Annotated in this window: 14 protein-coding genes and 1 tRNA gene; 5 read left to right on the forward strand and 10 right to left on the reverse strand. The window is 69.5% G+C overall.

Going from position 1 to position 14690, the window contains the following annotated elements; genetic code table 11:
• Window positions 1–35 precede the first annotated feature (35 nt).
• Window positions 36–803 carry a response regulator transcription factor gene (locus ACN6LB_RS41535; protein WP_356144054.1) on the forward strand — a complete coding sequence of 256 codons (768 nt, stop codon included), beginning with the start codon at window positions 36–38 and terminating at the stop codon, window positions 801–803.
• Here the strand turns inward: ACN6LB_RS41535 and tamR are convergent.
• Complete coding sequence (gene tamR, locus ACN6LB_RS41540) at window positions 762–1259, reverse strand: MarR family transcriptional regulator TamR (protein ID WP_356144052.1); 498 nt, start codon at window positions 1257–1259, stop codon at window positions 762–764. The two genes, ACN6LB_RS41535 and tamR, sit on opposite strands and share 42 nt — an antisense overlap.
• Window positions 1260–1451: 192 nt before the next feature.
• On the opposite strand from tamR, the gene ACN6LB_RS41545 reads away from it, so the two are divergent.
• Together ACN6LB_RS41545 and ACN6LB_RS41550 are read left to right on the forward strand one after the other, a co-directional pair.
• Window positions 1452–2270 carry a trans-aconitate 2-methyltransferase gene (locus tag ACN6LB_RS41545; protein WP_445030413.1) on the forward strand — a complete coding sequence of 273 codons (819 nt, stop codon included), beginning with the start codon at window positions 1452–1454 and terminating at the stop codon, window positions 2268–2270.
• A 3-nt stretch (window positions 2271–2273) separates the two neighbouring features.
• Window positions 2274–2645: a VOC family protein gene (locus ACN6LB_RS41550; RefSeq protein WP_445030414.1), complete on the forward strand. Its 372-nt coding sequence runs from the start codon at window positions 2274–2276 to the stop codon at window positions 2643–2645.
• Window positions 2646–2648: 3 nt separating this feature from the next.
• On the opposite strand, the gene ACN6LB_RS41555 is transcribed toward ACN6LB_RS41550, so the two are convergent.
• Both ACN6LB_RS41555 and ACN6LB_RS41560 read right to left on the reverse strand, forming a co-directional pair.
• Window positions 2649–3326 (reverse strand): TetR/AcrR family transcriptional regulator, encoded by a 678-nt coding sequence (locus ACN6LB_RS41555; RefSeq protein WP_356144046.1) that lies wholly within the window; start codon window positions 3324–3326, stop codon window positions 2649–2651.
• Window positions 3323–4333, reverse strand: coding sequence for an acyl-CoA desaturase (locus ACN6LB_RS41560; RefSeq protein ID WP_445030415.1), 1011 nt, complete (start codon window positions 4331–4333; stop codon window positions 3323–3325). Before ACN6LB_RS41560 ends, ACN6LB_RS41555 begins: the two co-directional genes overlap by 4 nt.
• Window positions 4334–4618: 285 nt before the next feature.
• On the opposite strand from ACN6LB_RS41560, the gene ppc reads away from it, so the two are divergent.
• Window positions 4619–7351: a phosphoenolpyruvate carboxylase gene (gene ppc / locus ACN6LB_RS41565; protein WP_445030416.1), complete on the forward strand. Its 2733-nt coding sequence runs from the start codon at window positions 4619–4621 to the stop codon at window positions 7349–7351.
• Window positions 7352–7434: 83 nt separating this feature from the next.
• Here the strand turns inward: ppc and ACN6LB_RS41570 are convergent, their stop codons facing one another.
• The 7 genes from ACN6LB_RS41570 to ACN6LB_RS41600 form a co-directional block, all read right to left on the reverse strand.
• Entirely contained in the window at window positions 7435–7938 is a 504-nt protein-coding gene (locus ACN6LB_RS41570) for a hypothetical protein (RefSeq protein ID WP_445030417.1), read from the reverse strand.
• Between the two features lie 42 nt (window positions 7939–7980).
• Window positions 7981–8592: an aminoacyl-tRNA hydrolase gene (pth, locus tag ACN6LB_RS41575; protein WP_445030418.1), complete on the reverse strand. Its 612-nt coding sequence runs from the start codon at window positions 8590–8592 to the stop codon at window positions 7981–7983.
• Between the two features lie 70 nt (window positions 8593–8662).
• Window positions 8663–9247, reverse strand: coding sequence for a 50S ribosomal protein L25/general stress protein Ctc (locus ACN6LB_RS41580; protein WP_356144036.1), 585 nt, complete (start codon window positions 9245–9247; stop codon window positions 8663–8665).
• Window positions 9248–9443: 196 nt separating this feature from the next.
• Window positions 9444–10418, reverse strand: coding sequence for a ribose-phosphate diphosphokinase (locus tag ACN6LB_RS41585; RefSeq protein ID WP_356144034.1), 975 nt, complete (start codon window positions 10416–10418; stop codon window positions 9444–9446).
• Between the two features lie 164 nt (window positions 10419–10582).
• Entirely contained in the window at window positions 10583–12031 is a 1449-nt protein-coding gene (gene glmU, locus ACN6LB_RS41590; protein ID WP_445030419.1) for a bifunctional UDP-N-acetylglucosamine diphosphorylase/glucosamine-1-phosphate N-acetyltransferase GlmU, read from the reverse strand.
• Between the two features lie 128 nt (window positions 12032–12159).
• A tRNA-Gln gene (locus tag ACN6LB_RS41595) sits at window positions 12160–12230 on the reverse strand.
• Between the two features lie 11 nt (window positions 12231–12241).
• Complete coding sequence (locus ACN6LB_RS41600) at window positions 12242–13114, reverse strand: hypothetical protein (RefSeq protein WP_445030420.1); 873 nt, start codon at window positions 13112–13114, stop codon at window positions 12242–12244.
• 167 nt (window positions 13115–13281) lie between these two features.
• Here ACN6LB_RS41600 and ACN6LB_RS41605 point away from each other — a divergent pair, with 167 nt between their 5' ends.
• Complete coding sequence (locus tag ACN6LB_RS41605) at window positions 13282–14589, forward strand: sensor histidine kinase (protein WP_356144028.1); 1308 nt, start codon at window positions 13282–13284, stop codon at window positions 14587–14589.
• The last annotated feature ends 101 nt before the right edge of the window (window positions 14590–14690 follow it).

Below are 14690 nucleotides of genomic sequence, written 5' to 3' on the forward strand. Positions count from 1 at the left end.
TGCGCAGGGTCGTCTCCCGACCTGTGGGGGTTTCAGTGGTTCGCATCCGAGTCCTGGTCGTCGACGACCACCGCATCTTCGCCGAGTCGCTCGCCGCGGCCCTGGCCGCCGAGCCCGACGTCGACGTGTCCGCGGCCGGCAGCGGTCCCGCCGCGCTGCGCTGCCTGGAGCGGGCGGCGGCGGAGGGACGCAGATTCGACGTCCTGCTCGTCGACGCCGACCTGGGCGGCAACGTGCCGGGCAGCAGGCCCGCCGTGCCCGTGCAGGAGGGCAACGAGGACGGGCTCGTCGACGGCATCTCGCTCGTCGCGGGCGTGCGCTCCGGCCAGCCGAGCGTCCGTATCGTCGTGCTCGCCGAGAAGGACGACCCGCGCCGGGCGGCGCTCGCGCTGCAGGCCGGTGCCTCGGGCTGGGTGGCCAAGGACTGCTCGCTGTCCCGGCTGCTCACCGTCATACGGGGCGTGCTGCGCGACGAGACGCATCTTCCGCCCGCCCTGCTCACGGGCGTACTGCGGGAGTTGACCGCCGCCCGCAAGCACCGCACCGAGAGCGAGCGGCTGGTGGAGTCCCTGACGCCCAGGGAGCGCGAAGTGCTGCGCTGCATGGTCGCGGGGCTCGGCCGCAAGGCCGTCGCGGAGCGGCTGTTCCTCTCCCCGCACACCGTCCGTACGCATATGCAGAACGTGCTCGGGAAGCTGGGCGTGCACTCCACCCTGGCCGCCGTCGCGCTCGCCCGCCGGGCGGGCGTGGGCCCGGTCGACCTAGCCGGGGATGTTGTCGAACGGGGCGGTCAACTGGCGTAGCAGTCCGGCCAGTTCACCGCGCTGCGCCCGGCTCAGCTCCGCGAGGATGGCCCGCTCCTGCTCCAGCAGACCGGCGAGTGCCTGGTCGGCGCGGTCGCGGCCGTCGTCCGTCAGGCGCACCAGCACGCCCCGGCGGTCGCTGGGGTCCGGGAGGCGTTCCACCAGGCCCTTCTTCGTCAGCCGGTCGATGCGGTTGGTCATCGTGCCGGAGGTGACGAGGGTCTGGGTCAGGAGCTGGCCCGGTGAGAGCTGGTAGGGGGCGCCGGCACGCCTGAGCGCGGTCAGCACGTCGAACTCCCAGGGCTCCAGGCTGTGCTCGGAGAACGCCAGCCGGCGTGCCCGGTCCAGGTGCCGGGCCAGTCTGCTCACCCGGCTGAGTACCTCGAGCGGTTCCACGTCGAGGTCAGGGCGCTCCCGGCGCCATGCTGCGACCAGCCGATCGACCTCGTCCTCCATGGCGATCAGTGTAGTGGTTGTGTCGATGTGGAGTCTCTTGACATGGAGTCTCTTGAGATGAAGCTTCTTGACGTCGAGATATTTATGGTGTGAGGGTGGAGTCCGCACGGTCAACGACTCACCGGCACGCCGCCGGTGCGTCACCGGTTCGTCGCCGGCACCTCTCCGGCTGACCTTCGAGGAGGCCCGTCCATGCCTGCCGCCGCCACTCCCACCTGGGACCCGGCCCAGTACCTGCGCCACGCCGACCACCGCGCCCGCCCCTTCAACGACCTCCTCGCCCGCGTCCCCGACCTCCCCGGCACCCCGGCCCGCATCGCCGACCTCGGCTGCGGCCCCGGCAACGTGACGGCCGTGCTCGCCGAACGGTGGCCGACCGCGCACATCACCGGCCACGACAACTCCCCGGAGATGCTGGAGCAGGCCAAGGCGTACGCGGGGCCCACGGCCGGCGGCGGGCGGCTCGACTTCACCTTCGCGGACGCCGTGGCCTGGGCGCCCACCGAGACGTACGACCTGATCGTCTCCAACGCGGCACTCCAGTGGGTCGAGGGACACCTGGACGCCTTCCCGGCCTGGCTGGACGCGCTCGTCCCGGGCGGCACCCTCGCCTTCCAGGTGCCGAACAACATCGACGCGCCCCTGCACGCCCTCATGCGCGAACTCGGTGCCACCGCGCGATGGAAGGACCGGGTCGGGGAGGTGCTGCGCCGCACGGACTCGGTGCACACGCCCGCCGTCTACCTCGACAAGCTCGCGGGTCTCGGCTGCGCGACCGACATCTGGGAGACGACGTACCTGCACGTCCTGCAGGGCCAGGACCCCGTCCTCGACTGGGTCAAGGGCACCGGGCTGCGCCCCGCCCTGACCGCGCTGGCCGACGACCCGGACGCCCGGGACGCCTTCGTCACCGAATACCGCGACCTGCTGCGCGCGGCCTATCCGAGCGCGGCATACGGCACCGTGCTCCCCTTCCGGCGTCTGTTCGCCGTCGCCCGCAAGGAGGCCTGAGAGATGCTCAGCGCCGTCGACCACGTCCAGCTCGCAGCGCCGCCGGGCTCGGAGGACGCCCTGCGCGCGTACTACACCGGCGTCCTCGGCATGACGGAGATCCCCAAGCCGCCGGTCCTCGCCGCCCGCGGGGGCTGCTGGTTCCGGGCGGGTCCCGTGCAGCTCCACCTGGGGATCGAGAAAGACTTCCTCCCGGCGCGGAAAGCCCACCCCGGGCTGAGGGTCACGGACATCGAGGCGTACGCCGACCGCTTCGCGGCCCACGGCGCCCCGGTCACCTGGGACGACAACCTCCCCGGCCACCGCCGCTTCTACTCCGAGGACCCGGTGGGCAACCGGCTGGAGTTCCTCGAACCCCTCCGAGGCGGCGACTAGGAGCTACGCCTTGCGGTGCCCTATCAGGCGGGGCTTCGCCTCCAGGCCGTCCAGGCCGTGCCAGGCCAGGTTCACCAGGTGGGCCGCGACCTCGGCCTTCTTCGGACGGCGGACGTCCAGCCACCACTGGCCGGTCAGGGCGACCATGCCGACCAGGGCCTGGGCGTACAGCGGGGCGAGCTTCGGGTCGAAGCCACGGCTCTTGAACTCGCGGCCCAGGATGTCCTCGACCTGCGTCGCGATGTCCGAGATGAGGGAGGCGAAGGAGCCGGTGGACTGGGGGATGGGGGAGTCGCGGACGAGAATGCGGAAGCCGTCCGTGTACTCCTCGATGTAGTCGAGGAGGGCGAAGGCCGCCTGTTCGCAGAGCTCACGGGGGTGTCCTGCGGTCAGGGAACCGGTCACCATGTCGAGGAGGCGCCGCATCTCGCGGTCCACCACCACGGCGTACAGCCCCTCCTTGCCGCCGAAGTGCTCGTACACGACGGGCTTGGAGACGCCGGCCTTCGCCGCGATCTCCTCCACCGACGTGCCCTCGAAGCCCTTCGCGGCGAACAGCGTGCGACCGATCTCCAGCAGCTGCTGACGGCGCTCGGCACCGGTCATGCGGGTGCGGCGTGGGCGCCGCGGCTTCTCATTGCTCGGAGTGCTGCTGGAGTCGGTCGCCACGCCGTCAATCATGCCGCGTCAACGGTCTCTGCCTTGCGTCGGGAGCCGGACCCGTCCGGGTTGCGACGCGAATCGATACGCGAGCGTGACGGCCAGCGCACGTCGGACGCCCAGCCGAGCTGCTCGCACCAGCGGATGATGCGGGCCGAGGAGTCCACCTGGCCGCGCTCGACACCGTGCCGCGCCGAGGTCGGCTCGGCGTGGTGCAGGTTGTGCCAGGACTCGCCGCAGGACAGCACGGCCAGCCACCACACGTTGCCCGAGCGGTCACGCGACTTGAAGGGGCGCTTGCCCACCGCGTGGCAGATCGAGTTGATCGACCAGGTCACGTGGTGCAGCAGGGCCACCCGGACGAGCGAGCCCCAGAAGAACCCCGTGAACGCGCCCCACCAGGACATCGTCGCCAGACCGCCGATCAGCGGCGGCAGGGCGAGGGACAGCATGGCCCAGAAGATGAACTGACGGGAGATCGCCCGGATCGCCGGGTCCTTGATCAGATCGGGCGCGTACTTCTCCTGCGGCGTCTGCTCCTCGTCGAACATCCAGCCGATGTGCGCCCACCACAGGCCCTTCATCAGGGCCGGGATCGTCTCACCGAAGCGCCAGGGCGAGTGGGGGTCGCCCTCCGCATCGGAGAACTTGTGGTGTTTGCGGTGGTCGGCGACCCAGCGGACCAAAGGCCCCTCGACCGCCATCGAGCCCGCGATCGCCAGCGCGATTCTGAGCGGGCGCTTCGCCTTGAAGGAGCCATGCGTGAAGTACCGGTGGAAACCGATCGTGATGCCGTGGCATCCCAGGTAGTAGAAGAAGACCAGCAGGCCGACGTCCAGCCAGCTCACCCCCCAGCCCCAGGCGAGCGGCACCGCCGCGAGCACCGCGAGGAACGGGACGACGATGAAGAGCAGCAGCGTGATCTGTTCGAGTGAACGCTTCTGCTCACCGCCCAGCGTGGCGGAGGGCGTTGGGGTGTCGGTGTTCGCCTGCGGGGCGTCTTCGATCACATCGGAGCTCGTGGTCATGGGCGTCCCCTGTGGGGTCGAGGGTTTTGAGGGTGGCCGGATACCGTTCTTACGGGTCCGTAACCTACGGCGACGTAAGTATGGCAGCGTGCGGCCCGGCGGCAAGAGCCCGCGAGCCTGCGCGTCCGTGTGGACACCTATCCTTGGAGTCGGTCGGACAGCGCGGTCCGCTCTGATTTCTTCCCGGATGCCACCTCCCTATGCGGCAGCCGCCGCGCGGTCGCCACCCGGGTTCCCTCCCAGACGAGCTTCAGACGAGCTTCCACACTGCAAGGAGCCGCACCTGTGAGCAGTGCCGACGACCAGACCACGACAACCAGCAGCGAGCTGCGTGCCGACATCAGGCGCCTGGGCGACCTGCTCGGCGAGACCCTTGTCCGGCAGGAGGGTCCCGAGCTGCTGGAACTGGTCGAGAAGGTCCGCAGCCTGACCCGCGAGGACGGCGAAGCCGCCGCCGAGCTGCTGCGCGGGACGGAGCTGGAGACCGCGGGCAAGCTGGTCCGCGCCTTCTCGACGTACTTCCATCTGGCGAACGTCACCGAGCAGGTGCACCGCGGCCGCGAACTGCGCGCCAAGCGCGCCGCCGAGGGCGGCCTCCTCGCCCGTACGGCCGACCGCCTCAAGGACGCCGACCCCGAACACCTGCGCGAGACTGTACGGAACCTCAACGTCCGCCCGGTCTTCACTGCACACCCGACTGAGGCCGCCCGCCGCTCGGTACTCAACAAGTTGCGCAGGATCGCCGCCCTTCTGGAGACCCCGGTCATCGAGGCGGACCGGCGCCGCTACGACACCCGGTTGGCCGAAAACATCGACCTGGTGTGGCAGACCGACGAACTCCGCGTCGTGCGCCCCGAGCCCGCCGACGAGGCCCGCAACGCGATCTACTACCTCGACGAGCTGCACGCCGGCGCCGTCGGCGACGTCCTGGAGGACCTCACCGCCGAACTGGAGCGCGTCGGCGTCACCCTGCCGGACGAGACCCGCCCGCTCACCTTCGGCACCTGGATCGGCGGCGACCGCGACGGCAACCCGAACGTCACCCCGGCCGTCACCTGGGACGTCCTGATCCTCCAGCACGAGCACGGCATCAACGACGCGCTCGAACTGATCGACGAACTGCGCGGCTTCCTCTCCAACTCCATCCGCTACACCGGAGCCACCGAGGAACTGCTCGCCTCCCTCCGGACGGACCTGGAGCGACTGCCCGAGATCAGCCCCCGCTACAAGCGCCTCAACTCCGAGGAGCCCTACCGCCTCAAGGCCACCTGCATCCGGCAGAAGCTGGAGAACACCAAGCAGCGCCTGGCCAAGGGCATCCCGCACGAGGACGGCCGCGACTACCTCGGCACCGGCGAACTCCTCGACGACCTCGTCCTCATCCAGACCTCGCTGCGCGCACACCGCGGCGCGCTCTTCGCCGACGGCCGGATGAACCGCACCATCCGCACGCTGGCCGCCTTCGGCCTCCAGCTCGCCACCATGGACGTACGCGAGCACGCCGACGCCCACCACCACGCCCTCGGCCAGCTCTTCGACCGGCTCGGCGAGGAGTCCTGGCGCTACGCCGACATGCCCCGCGACTACCGCGGCAAGCTCCTCGCCAAGGAACTGCGCTCCCGCAGGCCACTCGCCCCCACCCCGGCGCCGCTCGACGCGTCCGGCGAGAAGACCCTCGGCGTCTTCGAGACGGTCAACAAGGCCCTGGCCGTCTTCGGGCCCGAGGTCATCGAGTCGTACATCATCTCGATGTGCCAGGGCGCCGACGACGTGTTCGCCGCCGCCGTCCTCGCTCGCGAGGCCGGCCTCCTCGACCTCCACGCCGGCTGGGCGAAGATCGGCATCGTGCCGCTCCTGGAGACCACGGACGAGCTGAAGGCCGCCGACACCATCCTGGAGGACATGCTCTCCGACCCGTCCTACCGACGGCTGGTCGCCCTGCGCGGCGACGTCCAGGAAGTCATGCTCGGCTACTCGGACTCCTCCAAGTTCGGCGGCATCACCACCAGCCAGTGGGAGATCCACCGCGCCCAGCGGCGCCTGCGCGACGTCGCGCACCGCTACGGCGTACGCCTGCGGCTCTTCCACGGCCGCGGCGGCACCGTCGGCCGCGGCGGCGGCCCCTCGCACGACGCGATCCTCGCGCAGCCGTGGGGCACGCTGGAAGGCGAGATCAAGGTGACCGAGCAGGGCGAGGTCATCTCCGACAAGTACCTGGTGCCCTCCCTGGCCCGGGAGAACCTGGAGCTGACCGTCGCGGCCACCCTCCAGGCATCCGCCCTGCACACCTCCCCCCGCCAGTCCGACGAGGCGCTGGCCCGCTGGGACGCGGCGATGGACGTCGTCTCCGACGCCGCGCACGCCGCGTACCGCAAGCTGGTGGAGGACCCGGACCTGCCGACGTACTTCCTCGCCTCGACACCGGTGGACCAGCTCGCCGACCTGCACCTGGGCTCGCGCCCCTCGCGCCGCCCCGGCTCGGGCGTCTCGCTCGACGGCCTCCGCGCCATCCCGTGGGTGTTCGGCTGGACCCAGTCGCGGCAGATCGTGCCCGGCTGGTACGGCGTCGGATCCGGCCTCAAGGCGCTGCGCGAGGCCGGTCTCGACACCGTCCTCGACGAGATGCACGGGCAGTGGCACTTCTTCCGCAACTTCCTCTCCAACGTGGAGATGACGCTCGCGAAGACGGACCTGCGGATCGCCCGGCACTACGTCGACACGCTGGTCCCGGACGAGCTGAAGCACGTGTTCGCCACCATCGAGGCCGAGCACGAGCTGACCGTCGCCGAGGTGCTCCGCATCACCGGCGGCCGACAGCTCCTGGACACCAACCCCGTCCTCCAGCAGACGTTCGCCATCCGCGACGCCTACCTCGACCCGATCTCCTACCTCCAGGTCGCCCTCCTCAAGCGCCAGCGCGACGAAGCCGCCGCCGGCGCCGAACCCGACCCGCTGCTCTCACGAGCCCTGCTCCTGACGGTCAACGGCGTGGCGGCAGGCCTGCGCAACACCGGCTGACCGCCGGCCCGCACACAAGAGGGTGCCCCCGAGCTCGTACGACGCTCGGGGGCACCCTCATGTCCCGCTCATGTCCAGGAGACTCAGACCACCGCGAACGCCGCCGTCAACAGCACGACCCCCGAGCCCGCCAGCACCCAGCCGAGCCGCGTCCGCCCCAGCCCGCCGGCCACCACGACCGAGGCCAGCAACAGCGCACCGCCGAACGGAACCCAGGAGTACAGGATCCCGGCCGGTCCGGACCGCACGACCTCACCGCCGCCCGGCTCCACGACAACTGTGTACGTCCGGCCCTTGCGCACAGCCACCGTGTTGTCGATGACCACCCGCCCGCGCGCCTTCGACCCCGCCGAGACCGGCGTGTACGGACCGCTGCAGATGTCGTCACCGCACCGCGTCACCGCGATCGTGCCGCGCTCCCGCCCCTTGGTGAGCATCACGTACTGCGCGCTCCCCCAGGACGCCCACACACCGGCGATCAGGATCAGCGCGGCAACCGTGCCCATCGCCGCGAGCCGCCCGAACCGCAGCGCGAGAACCGAGGCCTGACGGGAGGAGGTGGCTGAGGCGGGCATGGCGGGGATCATTGGCCATGCCCGGACGGCCAGTCAACCTCGGCGGGTGACAAGTCAGGAGTTGTACGTGCTTTGCGCCCGCTCCAGCCCGTCGATCACCAGACACTCCACCGCATCCGTCGCCCGGTCCACGAAGTAGTCCAGCTCCTTGCGCTCCGCCGACGAGAAGTCCTTCAGCACGAAGTCCGCGACCTGCATACGCCCCGGGGGCCGACCGATGCCGAACCGCACCCGGTGGTACTCCGCACCCATCGCCTTCGTCATCGACTTCAGCCCGTTGTGGCCGTTGTCCCCGCCGCCCAACTTCAGACGCAGCACGCCGTAGTCGATGTCCAACTCGTCGTGGACCGCCACAATCCGGTCGACCGGCACCTTGTAGAACTCCCGCAGCGCATTCACCGGGCCACCGGACAGATTCATGAACGACATCGGCTTCGCCAGGATCACCCGACGGTTCGCCGGACCCGGCGGACCGATCCGGCCCTCGATCACCTGCGCCTGCGCCTTGCCGGCCCGCTTGAACTTCCCGCCGATCCGCTCCGCGAGGAGGTCGGCCACCATGAACCCCACGTTGTGCCGGTTCATCGCGTACTCGGGCCCCGGGTTGCCCAGCCCCACGATCAGCCAGGGCGCACCTGCGTCGCTCGTCACGTCCGTGTCTCCCATATGTCCTTGATACGCGTCGGCCGCCGCCCCGGATGGGAGCGGCGGCCGACAGCAGAGATTACGGGCCGGATCAGGCCTCGGCACCCTCGGACTCGGCGTCCGCGGGCGCCTCCTCCGCCTGGGCGGCCAGGACCTGAAGGACAACCGCGTCCTCGTCGGTCGCCAGCGTGGTGCCCTCGGGAAGCGGGATGTCCTTGGCGAGGATCGCCGCGCCGGCCTCCAGGCCCGCGATGGAGACCGTGACCGACTCCGGGATGTGCGTGGCCTCGGCCTCGACGTTCAGCGTGCTCAGCACGTGCTCGAGCAGGTAGGCACCCGGAGCGAGCTCACCCTCGGTGTGCACGTAGACCTCGACGTTGACCTTCTCGCCACGCTTCACGAGGATCAGGTCGACGTGCTCAAGGAAGCCCTTGATGGCGTCACGCTGGACAGCCTTCGGGATCGCGAGCTCGGACTTGCCCTCGATGTCCAGGGAGAGCAGGACGTTCGGGGTGCGCAGGGCGAGCTGCAGCTCGTGGCCCGGAAGCGTGATGTGGACCGGCTCGGTGCCGTGACCGTAGACGACCGCGGGAACCTTGCTCTCACGACGGATACGGCGGGCGGCACCCTTGCCGAACTCGGTGCGGGTCTCGGCGGCGAGCTTGACCTCGGACATGTTCACTCCTCGTACTACGGGGCCCAAAGGCCGGGGAAGGTGGTCACCCGGCCGAACATCGGCCTGCTACGAAGAGCGCGTCGATAACGGACCGCCGTACACGCCTGTGAAAGCGGTACGGCCTCCCTCGCCGAGCAACTGTGACAGCTTACGGGGCGGGAAGGCCGTACCAGAAATCGATCTACGCGAGGACCGTCTACTGCTCCTCGAAGAGACTCGTCACCGAGCCGTCCTCGAAGACCTCACGCACCGCGTTGGCGATGGTCGGGGCGATCGACAGGACCGTGATCTTGTCGAGCTCCAGCTCACCCGGCGTGGGCAGGGTGTCGGTGAAGACGAACTCGCTGACCTTGGAGTTCTTCAGACGGTCGGCCGCCGGGCCGGAGAGCACACCGTGCGTGGCCGTCACGATGACGTCCTCGGCACCGTGCGCGAACAGCGCGTCCGCCGCGGCGACGATCGTGCCACCGGTGTCGATCATGTCGTCGACCAGGACACAGACGCGGCCCTTCACATCACCGACGACCTCGTGCACGGTGACCTGGTTGGCGACGTCCTTGTCACGACGCTTGTGCACGATCGCGAGGGGAGCGTCCAGGCGGTCGCACCAGCGGTCGGCGACGCGCACGCGGCCGGCGTCCGGCGAGACAACGGTCAGCTTGTCGCGGTCGACCTTCGCGCCCACGTAGTCCGCGAGGATCGGCAGCGCGAACAGGTGGTCCACCGGGCCGTCGAAGAAGCCCTGGATCTGGTCCGTGTGCAGGTCGACGGTGAGGATGCGGTCCGCACCCGCCGTCTTCATCAGGTCCGCGATCAGACGCGCCGAGATCGGTTCACGTCCACGGTGCTTCTTGTCCTGACGCGCGTAACCGTAGAACGGCACGATGACCGTGATGGAGCGGGCCGACGCGCGCTTCAACGCGTCGATCATGATCAGCTGCTCCATGATCCACTTGTTGATGGGGGCCGTGTGGCTCTGCATCAGGAAGCAGTCGGCGCCGCGCGCGGACTCCTGGTAGCGGATGTAGATCTCGCCGTTGGCGAAGTCGAAGGCCTTCGTCGGGACGACCCCGACACCCAGCCTGTGGGCGACCTCCTCGGCAAGCTCGGGGTGGGCGCGGCCGGAGAAGAACATCATCTTCTTCTCGCCGGTCGTCTTGATCCCGGTCACAGCACTGTCTCCTCAGAGGTGTCTCAGCTGGGTGTGAGAAGACGTGCCGGTCGCACGGGCGACCGGTTCCCGGCCGGGTGCGGACTCGGCGCGAGAGGTCTTCTCAGCTGGGGTGCGGGTGTGCAGTTATCACGGTACGTCCTGTCGGACGCACGTGTTTCCGGTCAGTCTTCGCTGCCCGACTCCCGGGAAGCCGCCTCGGCCGCCTTCGCCGCCGCGCTCCCCGGACGCTTACGGGCCACCCAACCCTCGATATTCCGCTGCTGGCCCCGGGCGACGGCCAGCGAGCCGGGCGGCACATCCTTGGTGATGACCGAGCCCGCCGCGGTGTACGCGCCGTCCCCGACCGTGACAGGCGCCACAAACATGTTGTCCGAACCGGTACGGCAGTGGGAGCCCACCGTCGTGTGGTGCTTGTCCTGTCCGTCGTAGTTCACGAACACGCTCGCGGCGCCGATGTTCGAGTACTCACCGATCGTCGCGTCCCCGACGTACGACAGGTGCGGCACCTTCGTGCCCTCACCGATCGTCGCGTTCTTCGTCTCCACGTACGTACCCACCTTGGACCTGAGTCCGAGCCGGGTGCCGGGGCGCAGATAGGCGAACGGGCCGACGGTCGCCTGCGGGCCGACCTCGGCGCCGTCGGCGACGGTGTTGTCGACCCGGGCGCCGGATCCGACCCTGGTGTCCTTCAGCCGGGAGTTGGGACCGACCTCGGCGCCCTCCCCGAGATGCGTGGCGCCCTGGAGCTGGGTGCCCGGGTGCACGATCGCGTCCTGCTCGAAGGTGACGCTCACGTCGATCCAGGTGGTCGCCGGGTCGATGACCGTCACGCCCGCGAGCATGGCCCGGTTCAGGAGCCGGTCGTTGAGGGTGCGGCGGGCTTCCGCCAGTTGTACGCGGTTGTTGATCCCGGCGATCTCGCGGTGGTCCCCGGCGACGGACGCGCCGACGCGGTGCCCCGCCTCGCGCAGGATCCCGAGGACGTCGGTGAGGTACTCCTCGCCCTGACTGTTGTCCGTGCGCACCTTGCCCAGCGCGTCCGCGAGGAGCTGCCCGTCGAAGGCGAAGACACCCGAGTTGATCTCGCGGATCGCACGCTGCGACTCGGAGGCGTCCTTGTGCTCGACGATCGCCGTCACGGCGCCTGAGACCCCGTCGCGCACGATCCGGCCGTAGCCGGTCGCGTCCGGCACCTCGGCGGTCAGTACGGTCACGGCATTGCCGTCGGTGGTGTGGGTCGCGGCGAGGTCGCGCAGCGTCTCGCCACTCAGCAGCGGGGTGTCGCCGCAGACGACGACCACGGTTCCGTCGACGACGCCGCCGAGCTCCTCCAGGCCCATCCGCACGGCGTGCCCCGTGCCGTTCTGCTCGGCCTGCACGGCCGTCCGTACGGCCGGGTCGATGCCGGTGAGGTGCGCGGCGACCTTCTCGCGTGCGTGGCCCACGACGACGACCAGGTGCTGCGGCTCCAACTCGCGTGCGGCCGCGAGTACATGGCCCACCAGGGAACGTCCGCACAGTTCGTGCAGGACCTTGGGTGTGGCCGACTTCATACGGGTGCCCTCACCCGCTGCGAGTACGACGACGGCTGACGGGCGGTTGGCGCTCACGGGTATGCCCTTCGGCTTCGGATGGCTGGGGTGCCTTCGGGGTGTGGACATCCGCAGGATACCGGGGCGTTTCGGGGGGAACATGAGAGCGGGCCCTGACAGTGCTGTCAGGCCCCGCTAGCGGAAAGCTCCCGGGGAAGGAATCGAACCCTCATTCAATGGACCAAAACCATTTGTCCTGCCATTAGACGACCCGGGATGGTTCGCGCGCTATGTCCGATTCGGCTGATCGGCGCCTCGCGCGGACAACACTATGCCGTACCAAGCGCCTTCGATGCGACGGTACAACTCCGCGCTCTGACGAACTTTGATCGTCAGGCAACCTCGATAGGACTCGCCCACGTTCTTGCGGATCGTCTTGGGGTTGTGCTTCTTGATAGTCGTCTTGTTGAACGCGGAGCGGTCGGCTCCGGTGAGGTCTGCCCAGTACTGTTCGGCACCTGTCACGTCGGCTGTTTCGTGGATCATGACGCAGTAGCGCAGGCGATCGCACTCAACTCCGAGCAGGTCCAGCCATCGGAGGAAGACCTCGATCATCCTCGGGTCGCTGTTGACGAAGGTGACGTTCTCCCTTCGGTCGTACGGCTTGTCCTTGGTGCCCTCGGCCCAGTACAGGCCGACGCCCAGTAGGAACAGTTCCCGATCGGACAGGTCGCCGATTTCCGCGGTTGCCGCCGCCTTGGTCCGCTGCCGTTCCTCGTCCCGCACCGCCAGCTCATGCTCCCACCTCTTCCCAGCTGCCAGCTTCGCCTGCTCGGAGGGCGCCCGGCGCTCCGGCTTCGGCAGATCCCGTACCCACAGCGAGATCGAGCTCTTCGAGCAGCCCAGCTCGACCTGGATCCGGTCGTAGGTCCAGCCCTGGAGTCGTAGCTCGCGGGCCTTGTCGCGGAGGTCGTCCTTCGCGTTCGGGCGCTTGGTCCACTCCGGGGGCGGCTCGCCCTCCAGGAGGCGGTTGAGGATGTCGTTGTTGTCTACGTGGAGCCGGTCGCGGATCTGGCGGCGGCTGAGCCCTGTTCGGCGGAGGGTGATCGCCTGTTCTCGTAGGTTCTCGAAGTCGGCGTATTTGTCATGTGTGTGTGCCATGGGCATACCGTCCGAGCGGAATCCGGGCTTCCGGGGTCGAACGGTGAGCGGTTCAGCAGTTCGAGGGATACCGGGTGGTTTCGCTTCTGTTCGATTGCGGGGTGTGGTGTAGGCCAGTAGCCGAAACTCACCGGAAAAGGGGTGGCCCCCGCCCGTAGGGTGGAGATATGACCACGACGGGGGAAGAGCACACCGGGGCCGGGGGCGGCCCATGGTGGTGGGAGCGGTGGCGCGGCGCCGTACTGGATGTGGGGCTCGCCGTGGTGTCCGCGGTGGAGTGCACCGTGGAGGGATGGCAGTTCGCGCGTGATGCGGGGCTGCCGGTTCCGGTGGGCATGGTGTTCGGGCTCGTCGCCGGGTCCGTGCTCGTGCTGCGGCGGAAGTGGCCCATCGCCGTCGTGCTCGTCTCCATCGCCATCACGCCCGCCCAGATGGGCTTCGTGATGGGCCTCGTGGGGCTGTACACGCTGGCCGCGTCCGAGATGCCGCGCCGGATCATCGGCGCCCTCGCCGGAATGTCGTTCGCCGGGATGCTGATCGTGACGTTCGTGCGGGCGCAGCAGGGGGTGGTGCGCGGCGATGTGGCGATGGGGGAGTGGTTCGTCCCCTTTGTCTCTATCTCGACCGCGTTGGGGATGACGGCGCCTCCCGTGCTGCTCGGCCTGTATGTGGGGGCCCGGCGGCGGCTGATGGAGAGCCTGCGGGAGCGGGCGGACTCCTTGGAGCGGGAGTTGCAGTTGCTCGCCGAACGGGCCGAGGAGCGGGCCGAGTGGGCGCGCAACGAGGAGCGGACGCGGATCGCGCGTGAGATGCACGATGTGGTCGCGCACCGGGTGAGCTTGATGGTGGTGCACGCGGCCGCCCTGCAGGCGGTGGCGCGCAAGGACCCCGAGAAGGCCGTGCGGAACGCGGCGCTGGTCGGGGACATGGGGCGGCAGGCGCTGACCGAGCTGCGGGAGATGCTCGGGGTGCTGCGTACGGGGGAGGGGTTGGACGTACGGGTCCAGGCGGTGCCGTTGGCTGCCGTGGGTGTGGCGGCTGCGGCCGCGGCGGCGGCGTCGCGGCTGGTGGACGACTCCGTGGACGGGCCGTGCCTTGCGGAGCTGGAGGAGTTGATCGGGCAGTCGGCGGCCGCGGGGATGGTGGTCGACCTGTCGGTGGAGGGTGATGTGCGGGGGTATGCGCCCGAGGTGGAGCAGACCGCGTACCGGGTCGTTCAGGAGGCGTTGACCAACGTCCACAAGCATGCGGCCGGCGCGAAGACGTACGTACGGCTCGCCCACCGGGCCTCCGAGATCGCCATGCAGGTCGAGAACGAGTGCCCGCCGGAGCCGGGGGTGTCCTCGGTGGGGTTGCCGAGCGGCGGGAACGGGTTGCTGGGGATGAAGGAGCGGGTTGCGGCGTTGGGTGGGGTGTTTGTGTCGGGGGGGACGGAGGCGGGGGGGTTTCGGGTGTCGGCGGTCATCCCTACGTGATTCTGGCGTGGGCGCCTGTCGTGGGGTGCGGTTCGTTGTGGGTCGGGTCCGTGCCGGTACGTCTTGCCCGTCGCCGCGTGGGCGTACTGCCCGGCACCCGA

This window comes from Streptomyces sp. SAS_270, from assembly GCF_052543295.1.

What these genes read in the sequence shown, in the direction of transcription:
- tamR (WP_356144052.1), bottom strand. Translation starts at nt 1,259, where the DNA reads ATGGAGGACGAGGTCGATCGGCTGGTCGCAGCATGGCGCCGGGAGCGC.
- ACN6LB_RS41545 (WP_445030413.1), top strand. Translation starts at nt 1,452, where the DNA reads ATGCCTGCCGCCGCCACTCCCACCTGGGACCCGGCCCAGTACCTGCGC.
- ACN6LB_RS41550 (WP_445030414.1), top strand. Translation starts at nt 2,274, where the DNA reads ATGCTCAGCGCCGTCGACCACGTCCAGCTCGCAGCGCCGCCGGGCTCG.
- ACN6LB_RS41555 (WP_356144046.1), bottom strand. Translation starts at nt 3,326, where the DNA reads ATGATTGACGGCGTGGCGACCGACTCCAGCAGCACTCCGAGCAATGAG.
- ACN6LB_RS41560 (WP_445030415.1), bottom strand. Translation starts at nt 4,333, where the DNA reads ATGACCACGAGCTCCGATGTGATCGAAGACGCCCCGCAGGCGAACACC.
- ACN6LB_RS41570 (WP_445030417.1), bottom strand. Translation starts at nt 7,938, where the DNA reads ATGATCCCCGCCATGCCCGCCTCAGCCACCTCCTCCCGTCAGGCCTCG.
- pth (WP_445030418.1), bottom strand. Translation starts at nt 8,592, where the DNA reads ATGGGAGACACGGACGTGACGAGCGACGCAGGTGCGCCCTGGCTGATC.
- ACN6LB_RS41580 (WP_356144036.1), bottom strand. Translation starts at nt 9,247, where the DNA reads ATGTCCGAGGTCAAGCTCGCCGCCGAGACCCGCACCGAGTTCGGCAAG.
- ACN6LB_RS41600 (WP_445030420.1), bottom strand. Translation starts at nt 13,114, where the DNA reads ATGGCACACACACATGACAAATACGCCGACTTCGAGAACCTACGAGAA.
- ACN6LB_RS41605 (WP_356144028.1), top strand. Translation starts at nt 13,282, where the DNA reads ATGACCACGACGGGGGAAGAGCACACCGGGGCCGGGGGCGGCCCATGG.